Consider the following 19,574-nt stretch of genomic DNA (forward strand, 5'->3'; position numbering starts at 1 on the left):
GGTTACGACTCCCTGGCCGTAATAAAACGATTCTCGGGAATGGCTTTGTCGTCTTCCAATACCCGAACCCGGTCCCCACTGCTGAGCCGGTCCTGACCGGTCACGATCACCGGGTCTTCCTGGCTCAAACCGTTCGAAACTTCCACAAAACCGGGCATGCGCGAGCCCAGGCTCACCGAAACACGCCGGGCCACACCGTCTTCAGCCACAAACACATATTGTTCATCACCCCGGATCATCACCGCCTGCTCGGGGATTACCAGCGCCTGCCGTTGCCGGAGTGTAAGCGTCGCAGACATGAACTGTCCCGGCCGGAGCAAACCATCCGGGTTATCGATCAGTGCCCGGACAGGCAGCGAACGGCTCAACTCACTGACCCTGGAACCCAACTCCACCAGCTGACCGGAAAAGGTCTGGTCCGGATAGGCCGGCGATGCGCCCCTTACCTCTTGCCCGAGACTCACCTGCCCCAGGAAACGCTCCGGGATCGAAAAGCCCAGTTCCATACGGTCGGTGGTATCCAGAGTAGTCACCGAGGTCCCGGCAGTAATATAGGCGCCGACGCTGATGTCACTCAGCCCGACCACACCGGCGAACGGCGCCTCGATCCGGTGGTTTTCCAGACGAACTTGAGCTGACTGGCGCTGAGCCTCGGCGACATCGACTGACGTTCTCAGTTGATCCACCTGGGACTGGGAAATGCTGTTGTTCGAACGCAACCGCTCTGCCCTTTCAAGCTGTCGGCGGGCATCCGCCAGTTGCGCCTCGATCACCTGCAGGTCTGCCCGGGCCTGGCGATCATCAAGCCGCAACAGGACGTCGCCCTGCCCCACCCGGCGGCCGGTTTCCAGATTCGATTCCACCACCCGGCCACTGACCTCCGTGGTCAGTTCCACCGCGTTCAGGGCTTTGAGACTGCCAACGGCATTGACCACATCCCGTACTGCCTCCATCTGCGGAAGCATGGTGTTAACGGCGCTGGCGGGGCGTTCTCGGCCGCTCTGGGCGGCGGTCCCATCATCGAAGTTCTGATACACAAAGGCGCCGCCGATAGCGACAGCCACCAGTACCAACGCAATCAACCACTGTTTCCACATAGGATTTCCAGGTATTTCGGGGTCAGGTTAGTCGTCTGTTACTTTTTCTGGATGACCAGAACCACCTCGCCCACGTCGATTCCCCACTTGCTCATGGTGGTCTGATTGATCAACGTGTCGGGCGTAATCAGGTACATCCAGTCATCCATGCGTACGTCCAGGGTACCGTCGCCATAGGCCACCTGGAGCACATAATTCATGTGAATTGCATTGCCACTCCAACGCATGGTTCCCGGTTCAACCACGTCACCGGCGTCAGCATGGTAGCCGTCTTCCGCGGGAGTCAGGGTCCAGACGCGGGTCTGCACTTCCCCATCATCGAAACGGAACACCTCATCCAGGGTGCCCACGCCCTCGTCATCCCATGATGCGCTGATATCCGCATCAAAGGTGCGAATCACCTCACCGGAAAAATTCTTGACCACCCCCCGGGCGGAAAGTTCGCCGGTAAAGAACTCTTCAGGGACCAGTTCTGGCGTGCGGTCGGCGTAGTCCTCGAGCGAGGGACTGGCACAGCCACTGAGCAGCAGTGCCGAAAACAATACCCAGAGTATAGGTGTCGACAGGCGTTTCGATATCTCAGTAAACAGGCTTTGCATGACTTTTACACTCTCTGAACAGGAATATGTGGGGGTCCTCGGCGCAAGGAAATACGCCGAAAGCCTCTTTAGCGATCATTACCCGGAATCCACGATCTCTGCTACGTCATCTCGGCCAATTGTCCATTCTGACAGTCTGCCCGGTGCTTTTCGTCAATGGCAGTGCCCGGGTATTGGCGTAAAACACAAGGCAACGAACGGTGGTTGCCCACCCAAGATTGTTGAGAAAGACACAGAGGATTCCGCTATGCCGGTTTACAAAGCACCCCTGCGCGACATGAAATTCCTGCTGAACGAGGTGTTCGATTACCCGGGTCATTACGCCACCCTGACCAGCGGTGAAAACGCCACGCCCGATATCGTGGACGCGATACTCGGCGAATGCGGAAAGTTTTGTGAAGAGGTGCTGAGCCCACTTTACCTCTCTGGCGACGAAGAAGGCTGCAAACTGGACAACGGTGAAGTCACCACACCCGCCGGTTACCGGGACGCCTACCAGCAGTACGCCATGGGGGGCTGGCAGGGACTCTCAGCGCCCGAGGAATACGGCGGCCAGGGCCTTCCTGCGTCCATGGGACTGCTGAAACAGGAAATGATGGGTACCGCCAACTGGCCTTTCTCCATGTATCCGGGGCTGTCCCTGGGGGCCATGAACACGATTTTCCTTCATGGTACGGAAGACCAGAAACAGACCTACCTTGCGCCACTGACGGAGGGCCGCTGGGCCGGCACCATGTGCCTGACCGAACCCCAGTGTGGCACCGATCTGGGCCAGGTAAAGACCAAAGCCGAACCCCAGGCCGACGGCAGCTACCGGCTTACCGGAACCAAGATCTTCATCTCCTCTGGCGACCACGACCTGACCGAGAACATTGTCCACATTGTACTGGCCCGTCTGCCCGACGCCCCCAAGGGCACCCGGGGTATCAGCCTTTTTATCGTACCCAAGTTCCTGCCCGACAGTAACGGCGATGTCGGTGAGCGCAACGGTGTCGTCTGCGGCAGCCTGGAAAAGAAAATGGGCATCAAGGCCTCGGCCACCTGCGTGCTGAATTTCGATGGCGCCACCGGTTTTCTCATTGGCCCCGAGAATGAAGGCCTCAATTGCATGTTCACTTTCATGAACACCGCCCGCATCGGCACCGCCATTCAGGGCGTCGGGCCGGCGGAGCTGTCCTATCAGTGGGCGTTGGCCTATGCAAAAGATCGGCGCTCCATGCGGGCACTCTCAGGCAAGAAAGAGCCGGAGCAGGTCGCCGACAGCCTGATCCATCATGCTGATGTACGCCGGATGTTACTGACCCAGAAGGCCATCGCCGAAGGCGGTCGGGCCATGCTGTATTACGCTGCCCGCCTGGCCGACCACATGGTGGAAGGATTCACCGAAGGCGACCAGAAAAAGGCCGACAAATACGACGACAAGCTCGGCTTCCTTACACCGATACTGAAGGGCTTTCTCACCGAACTCGGTTGCGAAGCCGCCAACCTGGGGGTACAGGTCTTTGGCGGCCATGGTTACATCCGGGAACACGGCATGGAGCAGATTGTCAGGGATACCCGCATCGCCACCCTGTACGAGGGCACTACCGGTATCCAGGCGCTGGACCTTCTGGGACGAAAAGTATTGCTGATGACCCAGGGCGGCGCGGTGCGCGAGTTCACCCTGAACATTGCCAATTTTGCCCGTAAGCATCTCACCGATAAACGGCTACGGCCCTGGGCTCTGGAACTGCTCAAGCTGACCGGGCAATGGAACCTGCTGACCGTCCGTATCATGCTCGCGGCGCGCAAGGATCGCGATGTGGTGAGTTCCGCATCCTACGATTTCCTGATGTATAGCGGCTACGTCACCATGGCCTATATCTGGCTGCGTCAGGCTGCGGTGGCTGTGGATAAACTCGATAACGGTGGTGAGGAATCCACCGGCTTTTACCAGGCCAAGCTCGCCACCACCGAGTTCTATTTTGAACGTTTGCTGCCCCGGGCCCAGAGCCACGCCACCAGCATGCTCAGCCCCAGCAAAAACCTGATGCAGCTCGACGCCGAAGATCTGGCCTTCACCGGGTAGGGTATCCGGTACACCTGATCCCCGGGCCTCGGCCCGGGTTTTTTTGCCCTTGAAATACGTCCGCCTGAACCCATTTTACAGGTGCATTTCCGAATTGGAGTTATTAACTCACTGAATTAAATGAAAATGTTCTGATGTCTCGAATAAAAGTAAGGAGGTTCGAATATGGAGACTCGTACTGACGACTTTTATCCCACCCGCCTGGAACGCCCCACCAAAAGCTTTGAACGTCAGGATCCCGTGGTGCACAGCAGCGGCTCGGACCGTTCCGACGGACCACTAAGTGAGACTGAGCTGGCACAGTATGAGCGCGACGGTTTTCTGGTCTTCGACAGTTTTCTCGACCAGGCCACGGTGCGCCAGTTCCGGGAGGATTTGCGGGGCTATGAGGACGATGAAAGTATTCTGCGCTCGGAAGGCACCATTACTGAACCCGGCAAGCAGGAAATCCGCTCGATTTTTGGCATTCACGAACTGTCGGACCGATTCGACCGGCTGACCCGGGATCCCAGGATTCTGGCCATGGTACGTCAGCTTCTGGGCAGTGAAGCCTACATCCACCAGTCCCGGATCAACTTCAAACCCGGTTTCCACGGCAAGGGTTTTGACTGGCACTCGGATTTTGAAACCTGGCACGCCGAGGACGGCATGCCAAGGATGCGGGCAGTCAGCTTCTCCATCGCCCTCACCGACAACACGCCTTTCAACGGCCCCCTGATGCTCATTCCCGGTTCCCACAAGACCTTTGTGCCCTGCGTTGGCCGCACACCGGAGGACAATTATCAGTCGTCGCTGAAAAAACAGGAACTGGGTGTTCCCAACAAACGGGACCTGGCAGCCATGGCGGATGACTACGGTATCAAAGCGCCAACCGGCCCTGCCGGCTCGCTGATCATCTTCGAGTGCAACACGCTCCACGCCTCCAATGCCAATATGTCGCCCTGGCCGCGCAGCAACCTGTTTTTCGTCTATAACAGTGTGGAAAACCAGCTCCAGGCCCCATTCTGCGGCAACAAACCGCGCCCGGATTTCCTGGGCAACCGCAACAGCACTGAGGCATTGGTGCCAGTCACCTCCGAGGAACGCCGGAAGACCGGTTAGCGCTATTTACCGATACAGAAGCTGCTGAAGATCTTGCCCAGTAACTCATCAGGCGTCAGATGTCCGGTGATCTCGCCCAGGCTATCCTGGGCGGCACGCAGGTCTTCAGCCAGAAGCTCGCCGGCACCGAAACCCTCCAGCTGGCTCTGGCCCTGGATCAGCAGGGCCTGGGCGCGCTCCAGGGCATCAAGATGGCGGCGCCGGGCGAGGAAACCACCTTCTGTGGTGCTGGCAAACCCCATGCATTGTTTGAGATGGTCCCGGAGTATCTCCAGGCCCTCGGCAGACTTTGCTGCCAAACGGATCACCGGCGCGCTCTGGTGATCTTCGGCACTGATACCGACCGTTTCACCAGAGAGGTCCACCTTATTCCGTATCACCGTCACCGGGGCGTTGGCCGGTAGCTGGTCGATGAAATCCGGCCAGATTTCATGGGGACTGGTTTTCTCGGTGGTAGTCGCATCCACCATCAGAAGAATGCGATCGGCCTGACGGATTTCCTCCCAGGCCCGGGCAATACCGATCTGTTCCACTTCGTCCGGGCTGTCCCGCAGGCCGGCGGTATCGATAATGTGCAGGGGCATCCCATCGATGTGGATATGCTCCCGCAGGACATCACGGGTTGTGCCCTCAATCGCCGTAACAATGGCCGCTTCGCGACCAGCCAGGGCATTGAGCAGACTGGATTTCCCGGCATTTGGCCTGCCGCCAATGACCACTTTCATGCCGTCCCGCAGAATGGTCCCCTGCTGGGCTTCGGCCAGGATTTTCCCGAGCCGCTCCAGGAGGTTTTGAAGGTCACTGGCTACCTTGCCGTCGGCGAGGAAGTCGATCTCCTCCTCTGGAAAATCGATCGCCGCCTCCACGTAGATCCGTAGATGAGTGACCGCCTCCACCAGATCCTCGATCTGCCTGGAGAACACACCCTGCATCGAACGAACCGCGCAGCGGGCCGCCTGTTCCGAACTGCTTTCAATCAGGTCAGCAATCGCTTCCGCCTGGGCCAGGTCCAGTTTGTCGTTCAGAAACGCCCGCTCGGAAAACTCGCCGGGCCGGGCGAGCCTTGCACCCTGGCTGCACACCTCACGGAGCAGAAGATCGAGAATCACCGTACCACCGTGCCCCTGAAGCTCGAACACATCTTCGCCGGTGAACGAGTGGGGGTTGGGGAAAAACAGGCCGATGCCCTCGTCTATTAACTCGCCATGGCTGTCATGGAAGGGGCCGTAATGGGCATATCGCGGTTTCGGCTCAAACCCCAGCATCTTTTTTGCAATGGCGAGGGCCTTGGGCCCAGAGATACGAACAATGCCAACTCCGGCCTGTCCCGGTGCGGTGGCGATGGCTGCGATGGTGTCAGAACTCTGGCTCATGCTTTTTCCACAGGCTGAAAACAACAAAGGCTCCATACAGGAGCCTTTGCCGGGTCGGTTCGGGCACCGGTCAGTGCTTCTTGCCGGCCATTTCTGCTTCGATCTTGCGGGTAATGTACCACTGCTGGGCAATGGACAGAATATTGTTCACCAGCCAGTACAGAACCAGACCTGCCGGGAACCACAGGAAGAAGACCGTAAAGATCAACGGCATCATCTTCATGATCTTGGCCTGCATCGGATCCGGCGGAGTCGGGTTCAGACTCATCTGCAGGAACATGCTGGCGCCCATCAGAATCGGCAGGATGAAGTACGGGTCCATGACCGACAGATCCTGAATCCACAGCATGAATGGCGCGTGGCGAAGCTGAACACTCTCGAACAGAACCCAGTACAGGGAGATGAACACCGGCATCTGCACCAGTATGGGCAGACAGCCACCCAGCGGATTGATCTTCTCCCGCTTGTACAACGCCATCATTTCCTGGGACATGCGCTGCCGGTCGTCTCCGTACAGTTCTTTCAGCCGGGTCAGCTGAGGCGCAACGGCCCGCATCTTGGCCATGGACTTGTAGCTGGTAGCGGACAGATGGAAAAACACCGCCTTGACCAGAACCGTCAGCAGGATGATGGACACACCCCAGTTGCCAACCAGGCTATGGAACCAGTCCAGAATGATGAACAGCGGCAGCGAAATGAAGAACAACCAGCCGAAATCAACGGTACGGTCGAGGTTCGGAGCCATGCCTTCAAGGCGCTCAATGATCTTCGGCCCAACGTAGGCCCGGGCACCGATCTCTGCGGTTTCGCCCGGCGCCACATTGGTAGCCGGATAAACAAAGCCCATTACATAGTTCGGGCCACGGCGCGTGGTCTGGTACTGGGCGGGAATATCGCGCTCCGGTACCCATGCCGACAGGAAGTAGTGCTGCAGGAAGGCCAGCCAGCCGTTGGTAACAGACTGATTGATCTGGTTTTCCTGGAGATCTCCGAAATCAAACTTCTCGTAGGGGTCTTCCGGGGAGCTGATGACCAGACCCAGGAAGGCCTGGATACCCATGCTGGTCTGGGAGGTCGGGTCCGGGGACTGATCCCGGACGATCTTGCCGGTGAAATTGGCCTGCCATTCTTCACTCGACTGGTTTTCAACCAGATATTTGACGCCAATTTCGTAGCTGTTGCGTTCAAATTCATAACGCTTGGTGATCTGGACGCCATTATCAGTTGTGTAAGTCAGATCTACCTGAAGCTGGTTGTCGCCTTCCGCCAGTTCATAGCTTGCAGCGTCAGTACTGTAGACCGGAGCCGAACCGTTTTTGCGACTATCCGGGCCATCACGACCAATCAACCCACTTTCCAGAACGTACAGGCGATTCTGCGTGTTGTTCAGGAGCGTCAACGGCTTTTCGCTGTTCAGGGTATCGTCGTAATCAAGCAGCTGTGCTTTTACCAGGTTACCGCTGACCCGATCGATCTGCAGATCGTAAACATCGGTGCGAACTGTGATGAACTGATCGCTGACCGTGGTGGTGGTTTCGGTTGAGCTGATGACAGCCTGACCAGTCTCCGGAGTGGTGAACTCGCCATCACCATCAGCCTGAGCGGAGCTGTCCTCCGGAAGCACCATATTGTCGGAATTGCCCATGTTGCCAGCGGTTTGCGAAGGCTGGGATTCAGCGACCTGAGCCGTCTCGGGAGGCTGATGGTAGTCCTCATTCCAGGCAAGCACCATCAGATAACTGACAATAGCCAGGCCGGCAAATAATACGATGCGTTGAATATCCATAGAGTTACTGTCTGGTCTGGGTTGTTGTATGGGAGTGATCAGCGTGTACGCAGGCTGTTGCGGTTTCCGGAGCCCGGGGTTCTGCCGTTCCCGGTACAGGATCATAACCGCCTTCCGCCCAGGGATGACACCTTAACAGACGCCGGATTGCGAGAAATAATCCTTTAAGCGCGCCATGGTGGTTAATGGCTTCAACGGCGTATTGTGAGCAGGTGGGGTAGTGGCGGCAGTGACTGGCCATCAGCGGACTGATTGCATACTGGTAGAAGCGGATGGGCAGAAGCAGAAGCTTGCGCATTAACCCGTTCCTCGATTGGCAGATTCCGATGGTGCTGCCCGGGATGGCTGAGATTGAGCGTACTTTTTCCTGAGACGTCGCCAGAGGTCATCCATGGATGACCGAACCGAGTGGTTGTCCAGGGAAACCAGCCCCTGGCGTCCCAGAACCACAAGATCCAGGCCGGGCAGGTCCGTCTGGTGACGGAAACTTTCCCTGACCTGGCGCTTTATCCGGTTTCTCTGGACTGCAAGCTTCAGGTTTTTCTTCGAGAAGATCAAACCGATCCTGGCGTGCCCGAGATTATTCGGTGTCGCCAGGATCAGAAAATTCCGGTGTGGAACTTTCAGCTGCACGTCGTTGAAGACTTTGCCGTAATCAGCAGGTCGCAAGAGACGATGTGATTTCGGGAAACTCAAAGCCTTCATGAGGCAATCAGAGCTTACGCGGACAGACGTGCGCGGCCCTTGGCACGACGACGGGAAATAACCTTGCGGCCGTTGGCAGTGGCCATACGGGCACGGAAACCGTGAACGCGCTTACGCTTCAGGACGCTTGGTTGAAACGTTCTTTTCATGGTGATGATCTCACAATTCGTAAGTTGGAAATTCAGTAACTGGCTGGAAAATGAACAGCCAAAACAGGAGCGGCATTCTATGCAAATACCGGTGGGAATTCAATGCTTATTGCTAGGGGGTTGTGCGCATGCCCGAAATTCGGAATCGGTCAGGTCAGCTAATAAATTCAGTAAGTCTTTTTAGAATTCTTTTAAGGATTAATTATTACTGTTATTAGTACCGTAGGTTTCTGTGGATAAGCGAAGAAAATATCAGAAAAACAGTTTGTTGGGCGGTTTATAAGGGTATTGATAAGGCACCCTGAGATCTGTGGACGGTGGCAGGGTGAAATGTGGGTAAGTCGTTTTCGAAGCGAGGTTCAAAGTTATCCCCGGTTGCATCCTGTGGTTCCTAACAGGGTTAAACCCGGGCTGTACACACAGGGCTGTGGGTAACTTTCATTGCAGGAATTTTCTGTACACAAGGTTGTAGGTAAGTTCGTAAAAAATTGAAATACAAAGAAATAAATTTCCACAGGCTGTTCATGAACTGGCTTTAGCCCTTTCACTGGAGGGCCGGTCGGGTTAGAATTCGGGGTCATCTCACAGGACAGGAAGTCCCTTGTCCGTTCAGAGACATTTCAGGGTTATCGGGAGCAGGCTGTCGTGCCAAACAGTATGTGGCATCAATGTCTTGAAGTACTCCGGGACGAGTTTCCCGCACAACAGTTCAATACCTGGCTCAGGCCCCTGCAGTCCGATCACCGGGAGGGGCAGCTGATGCTGTTCGCCCCAAACCGTTTTGTCATGGATTGGGTAAACGAAAAGTACCTGCGACGTATTGAAGAGGTGCTCAAGGATCTGAACGGTGGGCAGGCGCCCCGGGTCAATATGAAAGTGGGTTCTGCACCCCGTGAAGGCGAACCGGTCAAACGGTCGGAAGTACCTGCCCGCGTTAACGGTCAGGTTCAGGAAGAGGCCGGCAGCCGGGTAACCGAAGAAGAAAAAGGCGTGGCCGCCACCGTTGCATCCACACCATCCGTGCGCCCGAAGAGTGACACCCAGCGGCGTCCGGTTCAGGTTGAAGGTGACATCAAACACCAGAGCTTCCTCAACGAGGGGTTCACCTTCGAAACCTTTGTGGAAGGCAAATCCAACCAGCTCGCCCGTGCCGCATCCATGCAGGTGGCCGAGAATCCGGGTGGAGCCTACAACCCTCTGTTTTTGTACGGCGGGGTTGGTCTTGGTAAAACACACCTGATGCATGCGATCGGCAACGAAATTGTCCGTCGTAACCCCAAGGCGAAGGTGGCCTATCTCCGTTCGGAGCGTTTTGTTGCCGATATGGTGAAGGCATTGCAGCTTAACGCCATCAACGAGTTCAAGCGCTATTACCGTTCAGTGGACGCGCTGTTGATTGATGATATCCAGTTCTTCGCCCGCAAGGAGCGTTCTCAGGAAGAGTTCTTCCATACCTTTAATGCGTTGTTGGAAGGCGGGCAGCAGGTAATCGTTACCTGCGATCGGTTTCCGAAAGAAATTGTGGATATGGAAGAGCGACTCAAATCGCGGTTTGGCTGGGGCCTGACGGTGATGGTAGAGCCGCCCGAACTGGAAACGCGGGTTGCCATTTTGATGAAAAAGGCCGATCAGGCCAACGTTAAGCTCAGCAGCGAAGCGGCCTTTTTTATTGCCCAGAAGATTCGTTCAAACGTTCGGGAGCTTGAAGGCGCGCTTCGTCTGGTGATAGCCAATGCTCACTTCACCGGCTCTGAAATCACTCCGCCGTTTATCCGGGAGAGCCTGAAGGACCTGTTGGCGCTGCACGAGAAACAGGTGAGCATCGACAACATTCAGCGCACGGTGGCGGAATATTACAAGATCAAGGTGGCCGATCTGCTATCCAAGCGCCGGACTCGAACGGTGACCCGGCCAAGGCAGGTCGCCATGGCGTTGTCGAAGGAGCTGACCAATCACAGCTTGCCGGAGATTGGTGATGCCTTTGGCGGGCGTGACCACACCACCGTATTGCATGCGTGCAAGAAAATCGTGGAGTTGCAGGAGACTGATCCGGGCATCCGCGAGGATTATCAGAATTTTATGAGACTGCTGACCACCTGATGCCGGGCGTTGGCGAACAACATTCACCCTTCCAACATAAAGAAAGCTGAGTGCCATGAAACTGACGATCAGCCGTGAATCCCTGCTTACCCCGCTGCAAAGCATTGCTGGCGTGGTGGAAAAGAAACAGACCATGCCCGTGCTCTCCAACGTGTTGCTGGTGGCCGAGGACAATACCCTGACCCTGACCGGTACCAATATGGAAGTGGAACTGGTGGCGCGGGTAACACCGGTGCATGTAGATCAGCCCGGCCGGATTACCGTCCCGGCCCGCAAGCTGTCGGATATCTCCCGGGCCCTGGGTGACGAGGCGCCGATAGAGTTGTCGCTTGAAGGCGATCGGTTGCACCTGCGTTGTGGCGCCAGCCACTTTACCTTGTCGACCCTGCCGGCGGAGCACTTTCCGAACGTGGAAGACGAAGACGAGAGCTTCCGTCTGGAATTGCCCCAGAAAGAACTCGGCCGGATGCTCGATGCCACGGCGTTCGCCATGGCTCAGCAGGACGTTCGCTATTACCTGAACGGACTGTTGCTGGAAGTGGACAAGGACCATGTGCGGACGGTAGCTACCGACGGCCATCGATTGGCCATGGCACATCTGGAACTGGCCACCAACTGCCCGGAGCTGCGTCAGGTTATTGTTCCGCGCAAAGGGGTACTGGAACTGGCCCGGTTGCTGGATGATGTGGAAACACCGGTGACCCTGGTTATTGGCGATAACCACCTGCGAGCGACGGTGGGGTCTTATACCTTCACCTCGAAACTGATTGAAGGCAAATTCCCCGACTACAATCGCGTGATTCCGCGCGGGGGCGACAAGATCGTCCTGGCGGACCGGGCCACCTTGAAGAACACCCTGCAACGGGCGGGCATCCTGTCCCACGAAAACATCCGCGGCGTGCGCCTGAACCTGGCATCCAATGAACTCCAGGTATTTGCCAACAACCCGGATCAGGAACAGGCCGAAGACGCGCTGCCGGTGGACTATCAGGGCGAATCCCTGCAAATCGGTTTTAATGTAGGCTATCTGGTGGATGTTATGAATGCGCTGGATGAGGACCAGGTAAAAATAACCCTGTCGAATCCGAACAGCAGTGCGTTGATAGAGGCGCAAAACGATAACCGTTGCCTCTATGTTGTCATGCCCATGAGGCTGTAGGAGGAGATGAGATTGATGAGTACCGTAACGAATGGAATCAAAGGCGCCTTCAGGATTGGCCAGACTGTGTCGGTACTCGGGCGCACCGGGATCAACTGGCTTCGGGGGGATCGCCCTCCAACGCCGCGCTTGCTGAGGCAGACGTTTGAATCCCTCGGTGCAACCTACATCAAACTGGGACAGTTCATTGCCAGCTCCCCGACGTTTTTCCCTAAGGAGTATGTGGAGGAGTTCCAGCACTGCCTGGATAGAACACCCAACCTGCCCTTTGGTGTGATCAAGAGAATTATCCGCGAAGAGCTTGGCCGGCCGCTCGAGGAAGTCTATTCAGAAATCGATCCGGTGGCCCTGGCGTCGGCATCGATTGCCCAGGTTCACGCCGCGCGTCTGGTCTCCGGTGAAGAAGTGGTGATCAAGGTTCAGAAGCCGGGTGTGGAAAACATTCTCTTAACCGATCTGAACTTCCTGTACCTGTCTGCCCGTATTCTGGAAACTCTGGCGCCAAAACTGTCCTGGACGTCGATGTCCGGTATCGTCGAGGAAATCCAGCGGACCATGATGGAAGAATGCGATTTCATCAAGGAAGCGAACAACCTGAAGGTGTTCCGGGAGTTTCTGCACGATACCCATAATGAAGATGCGGCAGTACCGAGGGTGTTCGAACACTGCAGCACCCGGCGGATCCTGACCATGGAGCGGTTCCACGGTGTGTCCCTGACCGATCTGGAAAGTATCCGCGGTTACGCCCGTGATCCGGAGCGTACCCTGATCACGGCCATGAACACCTGGTTTTCCAGTCTGACGCAATGTGAGTTTTTCCACGCGGATGTGCATGCCGGCAACCTGATGGTTCTCAAGGACGGTCGGGTGGGCTTTATCGACTTCGGAATTGTTGGTCGTATCAAGCCGGATACCTGGCAGGCGGTGAGCGATTTTATTTCAGCCGTTATGGTTGGGAATTTCGAGGGAATGGCCGACGCGATGATCCGCATCGGTATTACCCGCCAGACGGTTCGGGTAGATGATCTGGCCAGCGATTTGAGACGGCTCTACCAGCAGATGGACCGAATGGTGCCCGACGAGGTTCCCTATGAGGCGGAGCAGGCAGAAGACGACGTTAACCATATCCTGATGGATATGGTTAAGATCGGCGAAAGCCATGGCCTGCATTTTCCAAGGGAATTCGCTTTGCTACTGAAACAGTTCCTGTATTTCGATCGCTATGTTCACATCCTGGCACCAGAAATGGATGTGTTCATGGACGAACGGTTGAACATGCTCCACTGAGGCTGTCGCCTTGAGCGATTGGCTTTTGTACACTAGGGCAGCGTTACCGACGGGAAGGTAACGCTGCCTTTTTCGTTAAAGGGTTTTGTGTTGTTTCCTGCCCTCGTCCCCTTCGAGTCTGCTTTTCTATGGCGCTTGTAAAATTCCAGACTGAGAACTTCCGCAACCTGTCGTCGGCGCCGGTTAGCTTTTCATCCTCGTTTAATCTGCTTTACGGAGAAAATGGAAGCGGTAAAACAAGCGTGCTGGAAGCCATCGGTTATCTGGGATTGGGCCGTTCCTTTCGGGTGAACAGGCATCAGGCAGTGGTGAGTCATGGCGAACAACGGCTGACGGTGTTTGGTGGTCTCGATCATGGGTTGGACCCACGCGGGCATGGCAGCGAGACCGATCTGGTTCATCGCCTCGGAATATCCCGGGATGTGGGTCAGAAGGAAACGATGTTACGGGTGGATGGTGAGGCGGTCAGGAGTCTTTCTGCCCTTGCCATGCATCTGCCGGTATCTGTGATCGATCCTGGTGTTTTTGATGTGGTGGCAGGTGGACCCGGCAAGCGGCGTCAGTTTCTGGACTGGTTAGTGTTCCACGTGGAACCTTCCTTTGGATCTCTCTGGCAACAATGCCAGAGAGTGACATCACAGCGGAATCAAACGCTGAGAAATGGTAGACTAGACGAAGCTTTAATGCGTGTCTGGGATCATCAGTACGCTACCCTGAGTGAGCGCATTACTGAGGCTCGTGCCGGCACCTTTGGCCGGTTCAAGTTAGCTTTTGAAAAGCTGGTTCGGGAAGTAGACGTACCCTGGACCGAAGGGCTGAAGCTCGAGTATTACCCGGGCTGGGATGTCAGTCGGCCGCTGGCAGAATTACTGGTAGACCATCGGGATCAGGAGCGAAAAGTCGGGCACACATTGTATGGTCCGAATCGCGCAGACATCCGGTTGAAGTTTCAGGGCAGGCCTGTTGCCGAAACGTTCTCCCGGGGCCAGCAGAAAACCCTGGTGATTTTGATGAAGATTGCCCAAGGCATGGTGTTGAGTGACATGGGCAAGCAGGTGACCTTTTTGCTCGACGATATTAACGCCGAGTTGGATGAGGGCCATCGCGCCATGCTGGCGATCAGGTTACAGGCATTACGTTGTCAGGTGTTTATCACGTCGATTGAGCGTCCCATGGTGGATCAGCTCTGGCCCGAGGGTAATGCACCGGATTACAGATTGTTCCACGTGGAACATGGCAAATTGACGGAAGAATAAGACCGGTGCGAAGAGCAAAGAATGCCCCGGCCTATCACGCTTCAGGAGTTTCCGAATGAGTGAATCGAACTATAATTCCTCCAGTATCAAAGTCTTGAAAGGACTGGATGCGGTGCGAAAGCGGCCAGGCATGTACATCGGGGATACCGATGATGGCACTGGCCTGCACCACATGGTCTTTGAATTGGTGGATAACTCCATCGACGAAGCGCTTGCGGGCTACTGCTCAGAAATTGGTGTGATTATCCACCCGGACGAATCGGTAACCGTGAAAGACAACGGCCGTGGCATCCCGGTGGACCTCCACGAAGAGGAAGGCGTTTCTGCCGCGGAAGTTATCATGACCGTGCTGCACGCCGGCGGTAAGTTCGACGATAATTCCTACAAGGTGTCCGGCGGTCTTCATGGTGTGGGCGTCTCGGTAGTCAACGCATTGTCCTCTACCCTCACCCTGACCATTCGTAGAGACAACAAGGTTTACGAGCAGACCTATACCCACGGTGTTCCAAATGCGCCTCTGGCAGCTGTCGGCGAGACCGACGCATCGGGTACCAAGGTGCATTTCATTCCTTCGCCGGAAACCTTTACCCACATTGAATTTCATTACGACATTCTCGCCAAGCGTCTACGTGAGCTTGCGTTCCTGAACAGTGGCGTGCGCATACGTCTGACCGACGAGCGTTCTGGCAAGGAAGAAGTTTTCGAATATGAGGGTGGTCTGCGGGCATTTGTTGAGCATCTGAACGCTAACAAAACCCCGATTAACCGGGTATTCCACTTCAACCGTGAGCGGGAAGACGGTATTGCTGTAGAAGTGTCCATGCAATGGAATGACGCTTTCCAGGAAAACCTTTACTGCTTCACCAACAACATCCCCCAGCGGGATGGTGGTACCCATCTGGCTGGTTTCCGGGCGGCCCTGACCCGTTCACTGAACAACTACATTGATCAGGAAGGTCTGGGTAAGAAGGCAAAAGTTGCGACTTCCGGTGATGATGCCCGAGAAGGCCTGACTGCCATCATCAGCGTGAAAGTTCCGGACCCGAAGTTCTCCTCCCAGACCAAGGACAAGCTGGTCTCCTCCGAGGTAAAAACTGCGGTCGAGCAGGAGCTGTACCAGAGTTTTGCGGAGTACCTGCAGGAGCAGCCGAATGAAGCCAAGCTCATCGTCAATAAGATGATCGAGGCGGCACGGGCCCGTGAAGCCGCTCGCAAGGCACGGGATATGACCCGCCGCAAAGGCGCCCTGGATATTGCCGGCCTGCCCGGCAAACTGGCCGACTGCCAGGAGAAGGACCCCGCCCTTTCCGAACTTTACATTGTGGAGGGTGACTCGGCCGGTGGTAGCGCCAAACAGGGCCGTGATCGCAAGACTCAGGCAATCCTTCCGCTGAAAGGTAAGATCCTGAACGTGGAAAAAGCCCGATTTGACAAGATGCTGTCCTCTGCAGAAGTGGGCACTCTGATCACGGCTCTGGGCTGTGGTATCGGCCGGGAAGAATTCAATCCCGATAAACTGCGTTACCACTCCATTATCATCATGACCGACGCGGACGTGGACGGTTCTCACATCCGGACACTGCTGCTGACCTTCCTGTTCCGTCAGATGCGCGAAATCATCGAGCGTGGCCATGTCTTTATCGCCATGCCGCCGCTTTACAAGGTCAAGCGTGGTAAGCAGGAGCAGTACCTGAAGGACGAGAAGGCCAAGGAAGCTTACCTCACCCAGACCGCTCTGGAAGGTGCCCAGCTCTATGTGAACCCGGAAGCCCCGGCGATCAAGGATTCCGCTCTGGAAACCATGGTCAAGGACTACCAGGCGGTCATGAACATGATTGGGCGACTGTCCCGGGCCTACCCGGCCAAGGTGCTGGAGCAGATGCTCCAGAACGTCACGCTCAAGCCTGAGCATCTGAAGGAAGAAGCTTCCGTGGCTCGCTGGGTTGCGCGTCTCGGCGATGGCCTGGACCTGGATACCCGCACCGGTACCAAATACACCTTCTCGGTCACCAAGGATACCGAGCGGGCGCTGTACCTGCCGAAGGTAACCATCTACGTGCATGGCATTCCCTACGAGCATGTATTCAGCCATGAGTTCTTTGAATCATCCTCGTACGCAGCGATCGCCCGCATGGGTGAAACCCTGGATGGCCTCATTGAAGACGGCGCCTATATCCAACGTGGCGAGCGTAAGCAGCCGGTGCTGTCGTTCGAAGGTGCCCTGGACTGGTTGATGAAAGAGGCCCAGCGCGGTCTGAATATCCAGCGCTATAAGGGTCTTGGCGAGATGAATCCGGAGCAGTTGTGGGAAACCACCATGGATCCGGAGACCCGCCGCATGATGAAAGTGACGATCGAAGACGCCATTGCGGCAGACCAGATCTTCACAACCCTGATGGGCGACGATGTCGAACCGCGTCGCAACTTCATTCAGACCAATGCCCTGGAAGTGACCAACCTGGACGTCTGATCACAATCGTCCAAAAGGCACAAAAAAAGCGGCGAAGGCTTCAAACCTTCGCCGCTTTTTTGTTTTCGATCCCGTGCGGTAACGCGCCCCCCCGGAGGTTTTATTTACCGGTGCTCGATTCCGACGATTCGTTTCTCTCCCTCTCTTTCTCGGCCAGATGCGGTGCCATCACCTCTTCCAGCGTGTACCCGGTCAGCCGGCGGATGGTGCGCCAGAGATAATAAAAGATCAGCATCATCATAATCATGGAAGGAATGGCGATCATGGGATAGCTCACCAGGGTCATCCGACCAAGCTCCTCATTGAACGCCTCGGTACCAGACGGGCTGACCACGATCCATTTAGCAATCACGTAGTTCATGATGGATGAAAACAGGAAGGTGCCCGCAAAGAAGTAACTCGCCTTGAGCAGGCGCGCCTCGAATTCCTCAACCCGATTGTGTTCTTCAAGGGTCTTATGGATCTTATCGACATCCAGAACACTTGGGTTATAAAGAAGGGTGCGTACCAGAGGGTACTTGGTTCGTGTGGAAGCCAGTACCGCCAGACCTATAATCGCGGGAATCGCGGCTTCCTTGATGGCTAACCAACCCGCATCCAGCTCAAGCAGGCCAATGCCGCCTGTCAGCCCGACACTGACCAAACCGAGTACCGCAATGAAGTTTTTCTTACGGTACTTGATCAGTTCGAACAACCCCCAACCCAGTGGAAACGCCAGGCCGATGACCAGTGCGTTCACGCTGCCCAGATGTTCTTCGCCACTGAACTTCATCAGGATAACGGATGGAATGATAATACTGACCAGCAAGTCGACCCAGGGCCTTGGCTTGTGGTCCGGAACGTTGGCGGAGCTCGGAGACGTCATGTTCTAGCCTGATTGGTGAAACTGGAGCAGGCCGGAAGGCACTGCCGGAGTAGTCTGGGCAGTATACGATGAATCCAAGTGTGGACGTAACCGCCGTCACCGCACACAGAAGCGGCGGGTTGACTGAATAGACGCTTTCCAAACGGGCATAAAAAAACCGGGCTTATGCCCGGCTTTTCTGTTTCTTCTTGAACGTCAGCGCCGATCAGGCACCCACTTCCTTGAGGCTTTCTTCCACAATCGCCAGCCCTTCTTCCAGCACCTCGTCTTCGATGGTGACCGGCATCAGGAACCGCAAGGTGTTGCCGTACATACCACAGCTCAGGAGAATCAGACCCTTCTCCTTCGCCTTCTTGGTTACCGCCGCTGCCAGTTCCGGCTTGGGCGTACGGCTTTCCTTGCTTTCCACCAGCTCAAACGCAGCCATGGGACCGAGGTTGCGCACATTGTCGACGTGGGCAAACTGTTCCTGCCACTGGCTGAAGCGCTGCTTCAGTTTTTCGCCCAGCGCCTGGGACTTGCCGAGAATGTCCTCTTCCTTGAACACGTCGAATACGGCCAGGGCTGCTGCACAGGCGGTCGGGCTGCCCGTGTAGGTGCCGCCCAGAGAGTTCGGACCGGACGCGTCCATATACTTGTCGGTACCGACGATGGCGGAAATCGGCATGCCATCAGCCATACTCTTGGCCATGGTCATCAGATCCGGCTCAACGCCACTGTGCTCGATGGCAAACATCTTGCCGGTCCGGCCAAAGCCGCTCTGCACTTCGTCTGCGATCATCAGGATATCGTTCTCGTCGCAGATCTTGCGGATTTCCTTGAGGAAACTGGTCGGAGCCGCGTAGAAGCCGCCCTCACCCAGTACCGGCTCGATGACGATCGCTGCGGTGTTGTGGGCCGGGGAATCGGCTTTCATGGCCATTTTCAGGCCACGCAGTGCTTCATCTTCACTGACACCGTGGTACGGAACCGGATAAGGCGCACGATAAACGGTGCCGGGCATGGGGCCGAAATCCGTCTGGTACGGCGCTGCCTTACCGTTCATGGCCATGGTGTAGAAAGTCCGGCCGTGATAACCACCGTCGAAGCAGATGACGTTGGTCTTGCCAGTCGCCGCACGGGCGATCTTCATGGCGTTTTCCAGGGCCTCGGCACCGGAGTTGGCCAGCATTACCTTGGCGTGGCCACGCACAGGAACCACACCGCTGAGCTTCTCCGCCAGTTTCACGTAGCCCTCATAGGGCATAACCGTCTGGCAGGTATGCATCAGCTTGTCCAGCTGTGCCTTGACCGCTTCCACCACCTTCGGGTGGCGATGGCCGATATTCAGTACGCCGATGCCGCCGGCGAAATCGATCATGCGCTTGCCGTCTGCATCCCACAGCTCTGCATTCGTTGCATGGTCGGCAAACTGTTCATTGGGACTTGCCGCGCCCGCCGCAACGTAGCGTTCTTTGAGTGCCTGCAATTCTTTATTGCTCACTTTGCCATTCTCCCTGGGTTCAGGTTCGAAAGTTTCACCTAACAGTGTAAGTAGTACGGTCACAGGAAACAAACCG

At 56.1% G+C, this 19,574-nt stretch carries 16 protein-coding genes; 7 read left to right on the forward strand and 9 right to left on the reverse strand.

What is annotated here, in order from left to right; translation table 11 throughout:
- Positions 1–2: 2 nt before the first annotated feature.
- Both AC5JQH_RS09530 and AC5JQH_RS09535 read right to left on the reverse strand, forming a co-directional pair.
- A complete protein-coding gene (locus AC5JQH_RS09530) occupies positions 3–1,097 on the reverse strand; it encodes an efflux RND transporter periplasmic adaptor subunit (protein WP_273157808.1) in 1,095 nt (364 codons plus the stop codon).
- A gap of 38 nt (positions 1,098–1,135) precedes the next feature.
- A complete protein-coding gene (locus AC5JQH_RS09535; protein ID WP_008172557.1) occupies positions 1,136–1,696 on the reverse strand; it encodes a DUF3833 domain-containing protein in 561 nt (186 codons plus the stop codon).
- A gap of 247 nt (positions 1,697–1,943) precedes the next feature.
- Here AC5JQH_RS09535 and AC5JQH_RS09540 point away from each other — a divergent pair, with 247 nt between their 5' ends.
- Both AC5JQH_RS09540 and thpD read left to right on the forward strand, forming a co-directional pair.
- Positions 1,944–3,764: an acyl-CoA dehydrogenase C-terminal domain-containing protein gene (locus tag AC5JQH_RS09540; protein ID WP_493805974.1), complete on the forward strand. Its 1,821-nt coding sequence runs from the start codon at positions 1,944–1,946 to the stop codon at positions 3,762–3,764.
- 165 nt (positions 3,765–3,929) lie between these two features.
- The gene (gene thpD / locus AC5JQH_RS09545; protein ID WP_493805518.1) at positions 3,930–4,865 is read left to right on the forward strand and encodes an ectoine hydroxylase; all 936 of its coding nucleotides are present in this window, start codon (positions 3,930–3,932) and stop codon (positions 4,863–4,865) included.
- A gap of 2 nt (positions 4,866–4,867) precedes the next feature.
- On the opposite strand, the gene mnmE is transcribed toward thpD, so the two are convergent.
- The 5 genes from mnmE to rpmH all read right to left on the reverse strand — a co-directional run bounded on the left by mnmE (position 4,868) and on the right by rpmH (position 8,878).
- Positions 4,868–6,238 (reverse strand): tRNA uridine-5-carboxymethylaminomethyl(34) synthesis GTPase MnmE, encoded by a 1,371-nt coding sequence (gene mnmE, locus AC5JQH_RS09550; RefSeq protein WP_104270991.1) that lies wholly within the window; start codon positions 6,236–6,238, stop codon positions 4,868–4,870.
- A gap of 70 nt (positions 6,239–6,308) precedes the next feature.
- On the reverse strand, positions 6,309–8,024 hold the full coding sequence (yidC, locus tag AC5JQH_RS09555; RefSeq protein WP_493805519.1) for a membrane protein insertase YidC: 1,716 nt from the start codon (positions 8,022–8,024) through the stop codon (positions 6,309–6,311).
- 4 nt (positions 8,025–8,028) lie between these two features.
- Positions 8,029–8,322 carry a membrane protein insertion efficiency factor YidD gene (yidD, locus tag AC5JQH_RS09560; RefSeq protein WP_008172546.1) on the reverse strand — a complete coding sequence of 98 codons (294 nt, stop codon included), beginning with the start codon at positions 8,320–8,322 and terminating at the stop codon, positions 8,029–8,031.
- The gene (gene rnpA, locus AC5JQH_RS09565) at positions 8,322–8,729 is read right to left on the reverse strand and encodes a ribonuclease P protein component (RefSeq protein ID WP_273157803.1); all 408 of its coding nucleotides are present in this window, start codon (positions 8,727–8,729) and stop codon (positions 8,322–8,324) included. The genes yidD and rnpA overlap by 1 nt, the downstream gene beginning before the upstream one ends.
- Before the next feature lie 14 nt (positions 8,730–8,743).
- Entirely contained in the window at positions 8,744–8,878 is a 135-nt protein-coding gene (gene rpmH, locus AC5JQH_RS09570) for a 50S ribosomal protein L34 (protein ID WP_008172542.1), read from the reverse strand.
- 645 nt (positions 8,879–9,523) lie between these two features.
- Here rpmH and dnaA point away from each other — a divergent pair.
- From dnaA to gyrB, 5 genes are all read left to right on the forward strand, one after another.
- Positions 9,524–10,978 carry a chromosomal replication initiator protein DnaA gene (dnaA, locus tag AC5JQH_RS09575; RefSeq protein ID WP_062783705.1) on the forward strand — a complete coding sequence of 485 codons (1,455 nt, stop codon included), beginning with the start codon at positions 9,524–9,526 and terminating at the stop codon, positions 10,976–10,978.
- A 55-nt stretch (positions 10,979–11,033) separates the two neighbouring features.
- Positions 11,034–12,137 carry a DNA polymerase III subunit beta gene (gene dnaN, locus AC5JQH_RS09580; protein WP_288365727.1) on the forward strand — a complete coding sequence of 368 codons (1,104 nt, stop codon included), beginning with the start codon at positions 11,034–11,036 and terminating at the stop codon, positions 12,135–12,137.
- A gap of 15 nt (positions 12,138–12,152) precedes the next feature.
- Positions 12,153–13,424 carry an ABC1 kinase family protein gene (locus AC5JQH_RS09585; RefSeq protein WP_421866669.1) on the forward strand — a complete coding sequence of 424 codons (1,272 nt, stop codon included), beginning with the start codon at positions 12,153–12,155 and terminating at the stop codon, positions 13,422–13,424.
- A 128-nt stretch (positions 13,425–13,552) separates the two neighbouring features.
- Positions 13,553–14,680: a DNA replication/repair protein RecF gene (gene recF, locus AC5JQH_RS09590; RefSeq protein WP_493805520.1), complete on the forward strand. Its 1,128-nt coding sequence runs from the start codon at positions 13,553–13,555 to the stop codon at positions 14,678–14,680.
- A 55-nt stretch (positions 14,681–14,735) separates the two neighbouring features.
- Positions 14,736–17,150, forward strand: coding sequence for a DNA topoisomerase (ATP-hydrolyzing) subunit B (gyrB, locus tag AC5JQH_RS09595; protein ID WP_288365725.1), 2,415 nt, complete (start codon positions 14,736–14,738; stop codon positions 17,148–17,150).
- Between the two features lie 100 nt (positions 17,151–17,250).
- On the opposite strand, the gene AC5JQH_RS09600 is transcribed toward gyrB, so the two are convergent.
- Complete coding sequence (locus AC5JQH_RS09600; RefSeq protein ID WP_008176596.1) at positions 17,251–18,015, reverse strand: VC0807 family protein; 765 nt, start codon at positions 18,013–18,015, stop codon at positions 17,251–17,253.
- Positions 18,016–18,220: 205 nt separating this feature from the next.
- Positions 18,221–19,498, reverse strand: coding sequence for a 4-aminobutyrate--2-oxoglutarate transaminase (gene gabT, locus AC5JQH_RS09605; protein WP_014578841.1), 1,278 nt, complete (start codon positions 19,496–19,498; stop codon positions 18,221–18,223).
- Positions 19,499–19,574: the final 76 nt, after the last annotated feature.

Source organism: Marinobacter sp. H13 (genome assembly GCF_059072335.1).

Bases quoted from the DNA above. Each gene is read 5' to 3' on its own strand.
- thpD (WP_493805518.1), top strand. From the start codon at position 3,930: ATGGAGACTCGTACTGACGACTTTTATCCCACCCGCCTGGAACGCCCC.
- AC5JQH_RS09600 (WP_008176596.1), bottom strand. From the start codon at position 18,015: ATGACGTCTCCGAGCTCCGCCAACGTTCCGGACCACAAGCCAAGGCCC.
- AC5JQH_RS09530 (WP_273157808.1), bottom strand. From the start codon at position 1,097: ATGTGGAAACAGTGGTTGATTGCGTTGGTACTGGTGGCTGTCGCTATC.
- AC5JQH_RS09585 (WP_421866669.1), top strand. From the start codon at position 12,153: ATGAGTACCGTAACGAATGGAATCAAAGGCGCCTTCAGGATTGGCCAG.
- yidD (WP_008172546.1), bottom strand. From the start codon at position 8,322: ATGCGCAAGCTTCTGCTTCTGCCCATCCGCTTCTACCAGTATGCAATC.
- yidC (WP_493805519.1), bottom strand. From the start codon at position 8,024: ATGGATATTCAACGCATCGTATTATTTGCCGGCCTGGCTATTGTCAGT.
- gyrB (WP_288365725.1), top strand. From the start codon at position 14,736: ATGAGTGAATCGAACTATAATTCCTCCAGTATCAAAGTCTTGAAAGGA.
- AC5JQH_RS09540 (WP_493805974.1), top strand. From the start codon at position 1,944: ATGCCGGTTTACAAAGCACCCCTGCGCGACATGAAATTCCTGCTGAAC.
- rnpA (WP_273157803.1), bottom strand. From the start codon at position 8,729: ATGAAGGCTTTGAGTTTCCCGAAATCACATCGTCTCTTGCGACCTGCT.
- dnaN (WP_288365727.1), top strand. From the start codon at position 11,034: ATGAAACTGACGATCAGCCGTGAATCCCTGCTTACCCCGCTGCAAAGC.
- mnmE (WP_104270991.1), bottom strand. From the start codon at position 6,238: ATGAGCCAGAGTTCTGACACCATCGCAGCCATCGCCACCGCACCGGGA.
- AC5JQH_RS09535 (WP_008172557.1), bottom strand. From the start codon at position 1,696: ATGCAAAGCCTGTTTACTGAGATATCGAAACGCCTGTCGACACCTATA.
- rpmH (WP_008172542.1), bottom strand. From the start codon at position 8,878: ATGAAAAGAACGTTTCAACCAAGCGTCCTGAAGCGTAAGCGCGTTCAC.
- recF (WP_493805520.1), top strand. From the start codon at position 13,553: ATGGCGCTTGTAAAATTCCAGACTGAGAACTTCCGCAACCTGTCGTCG.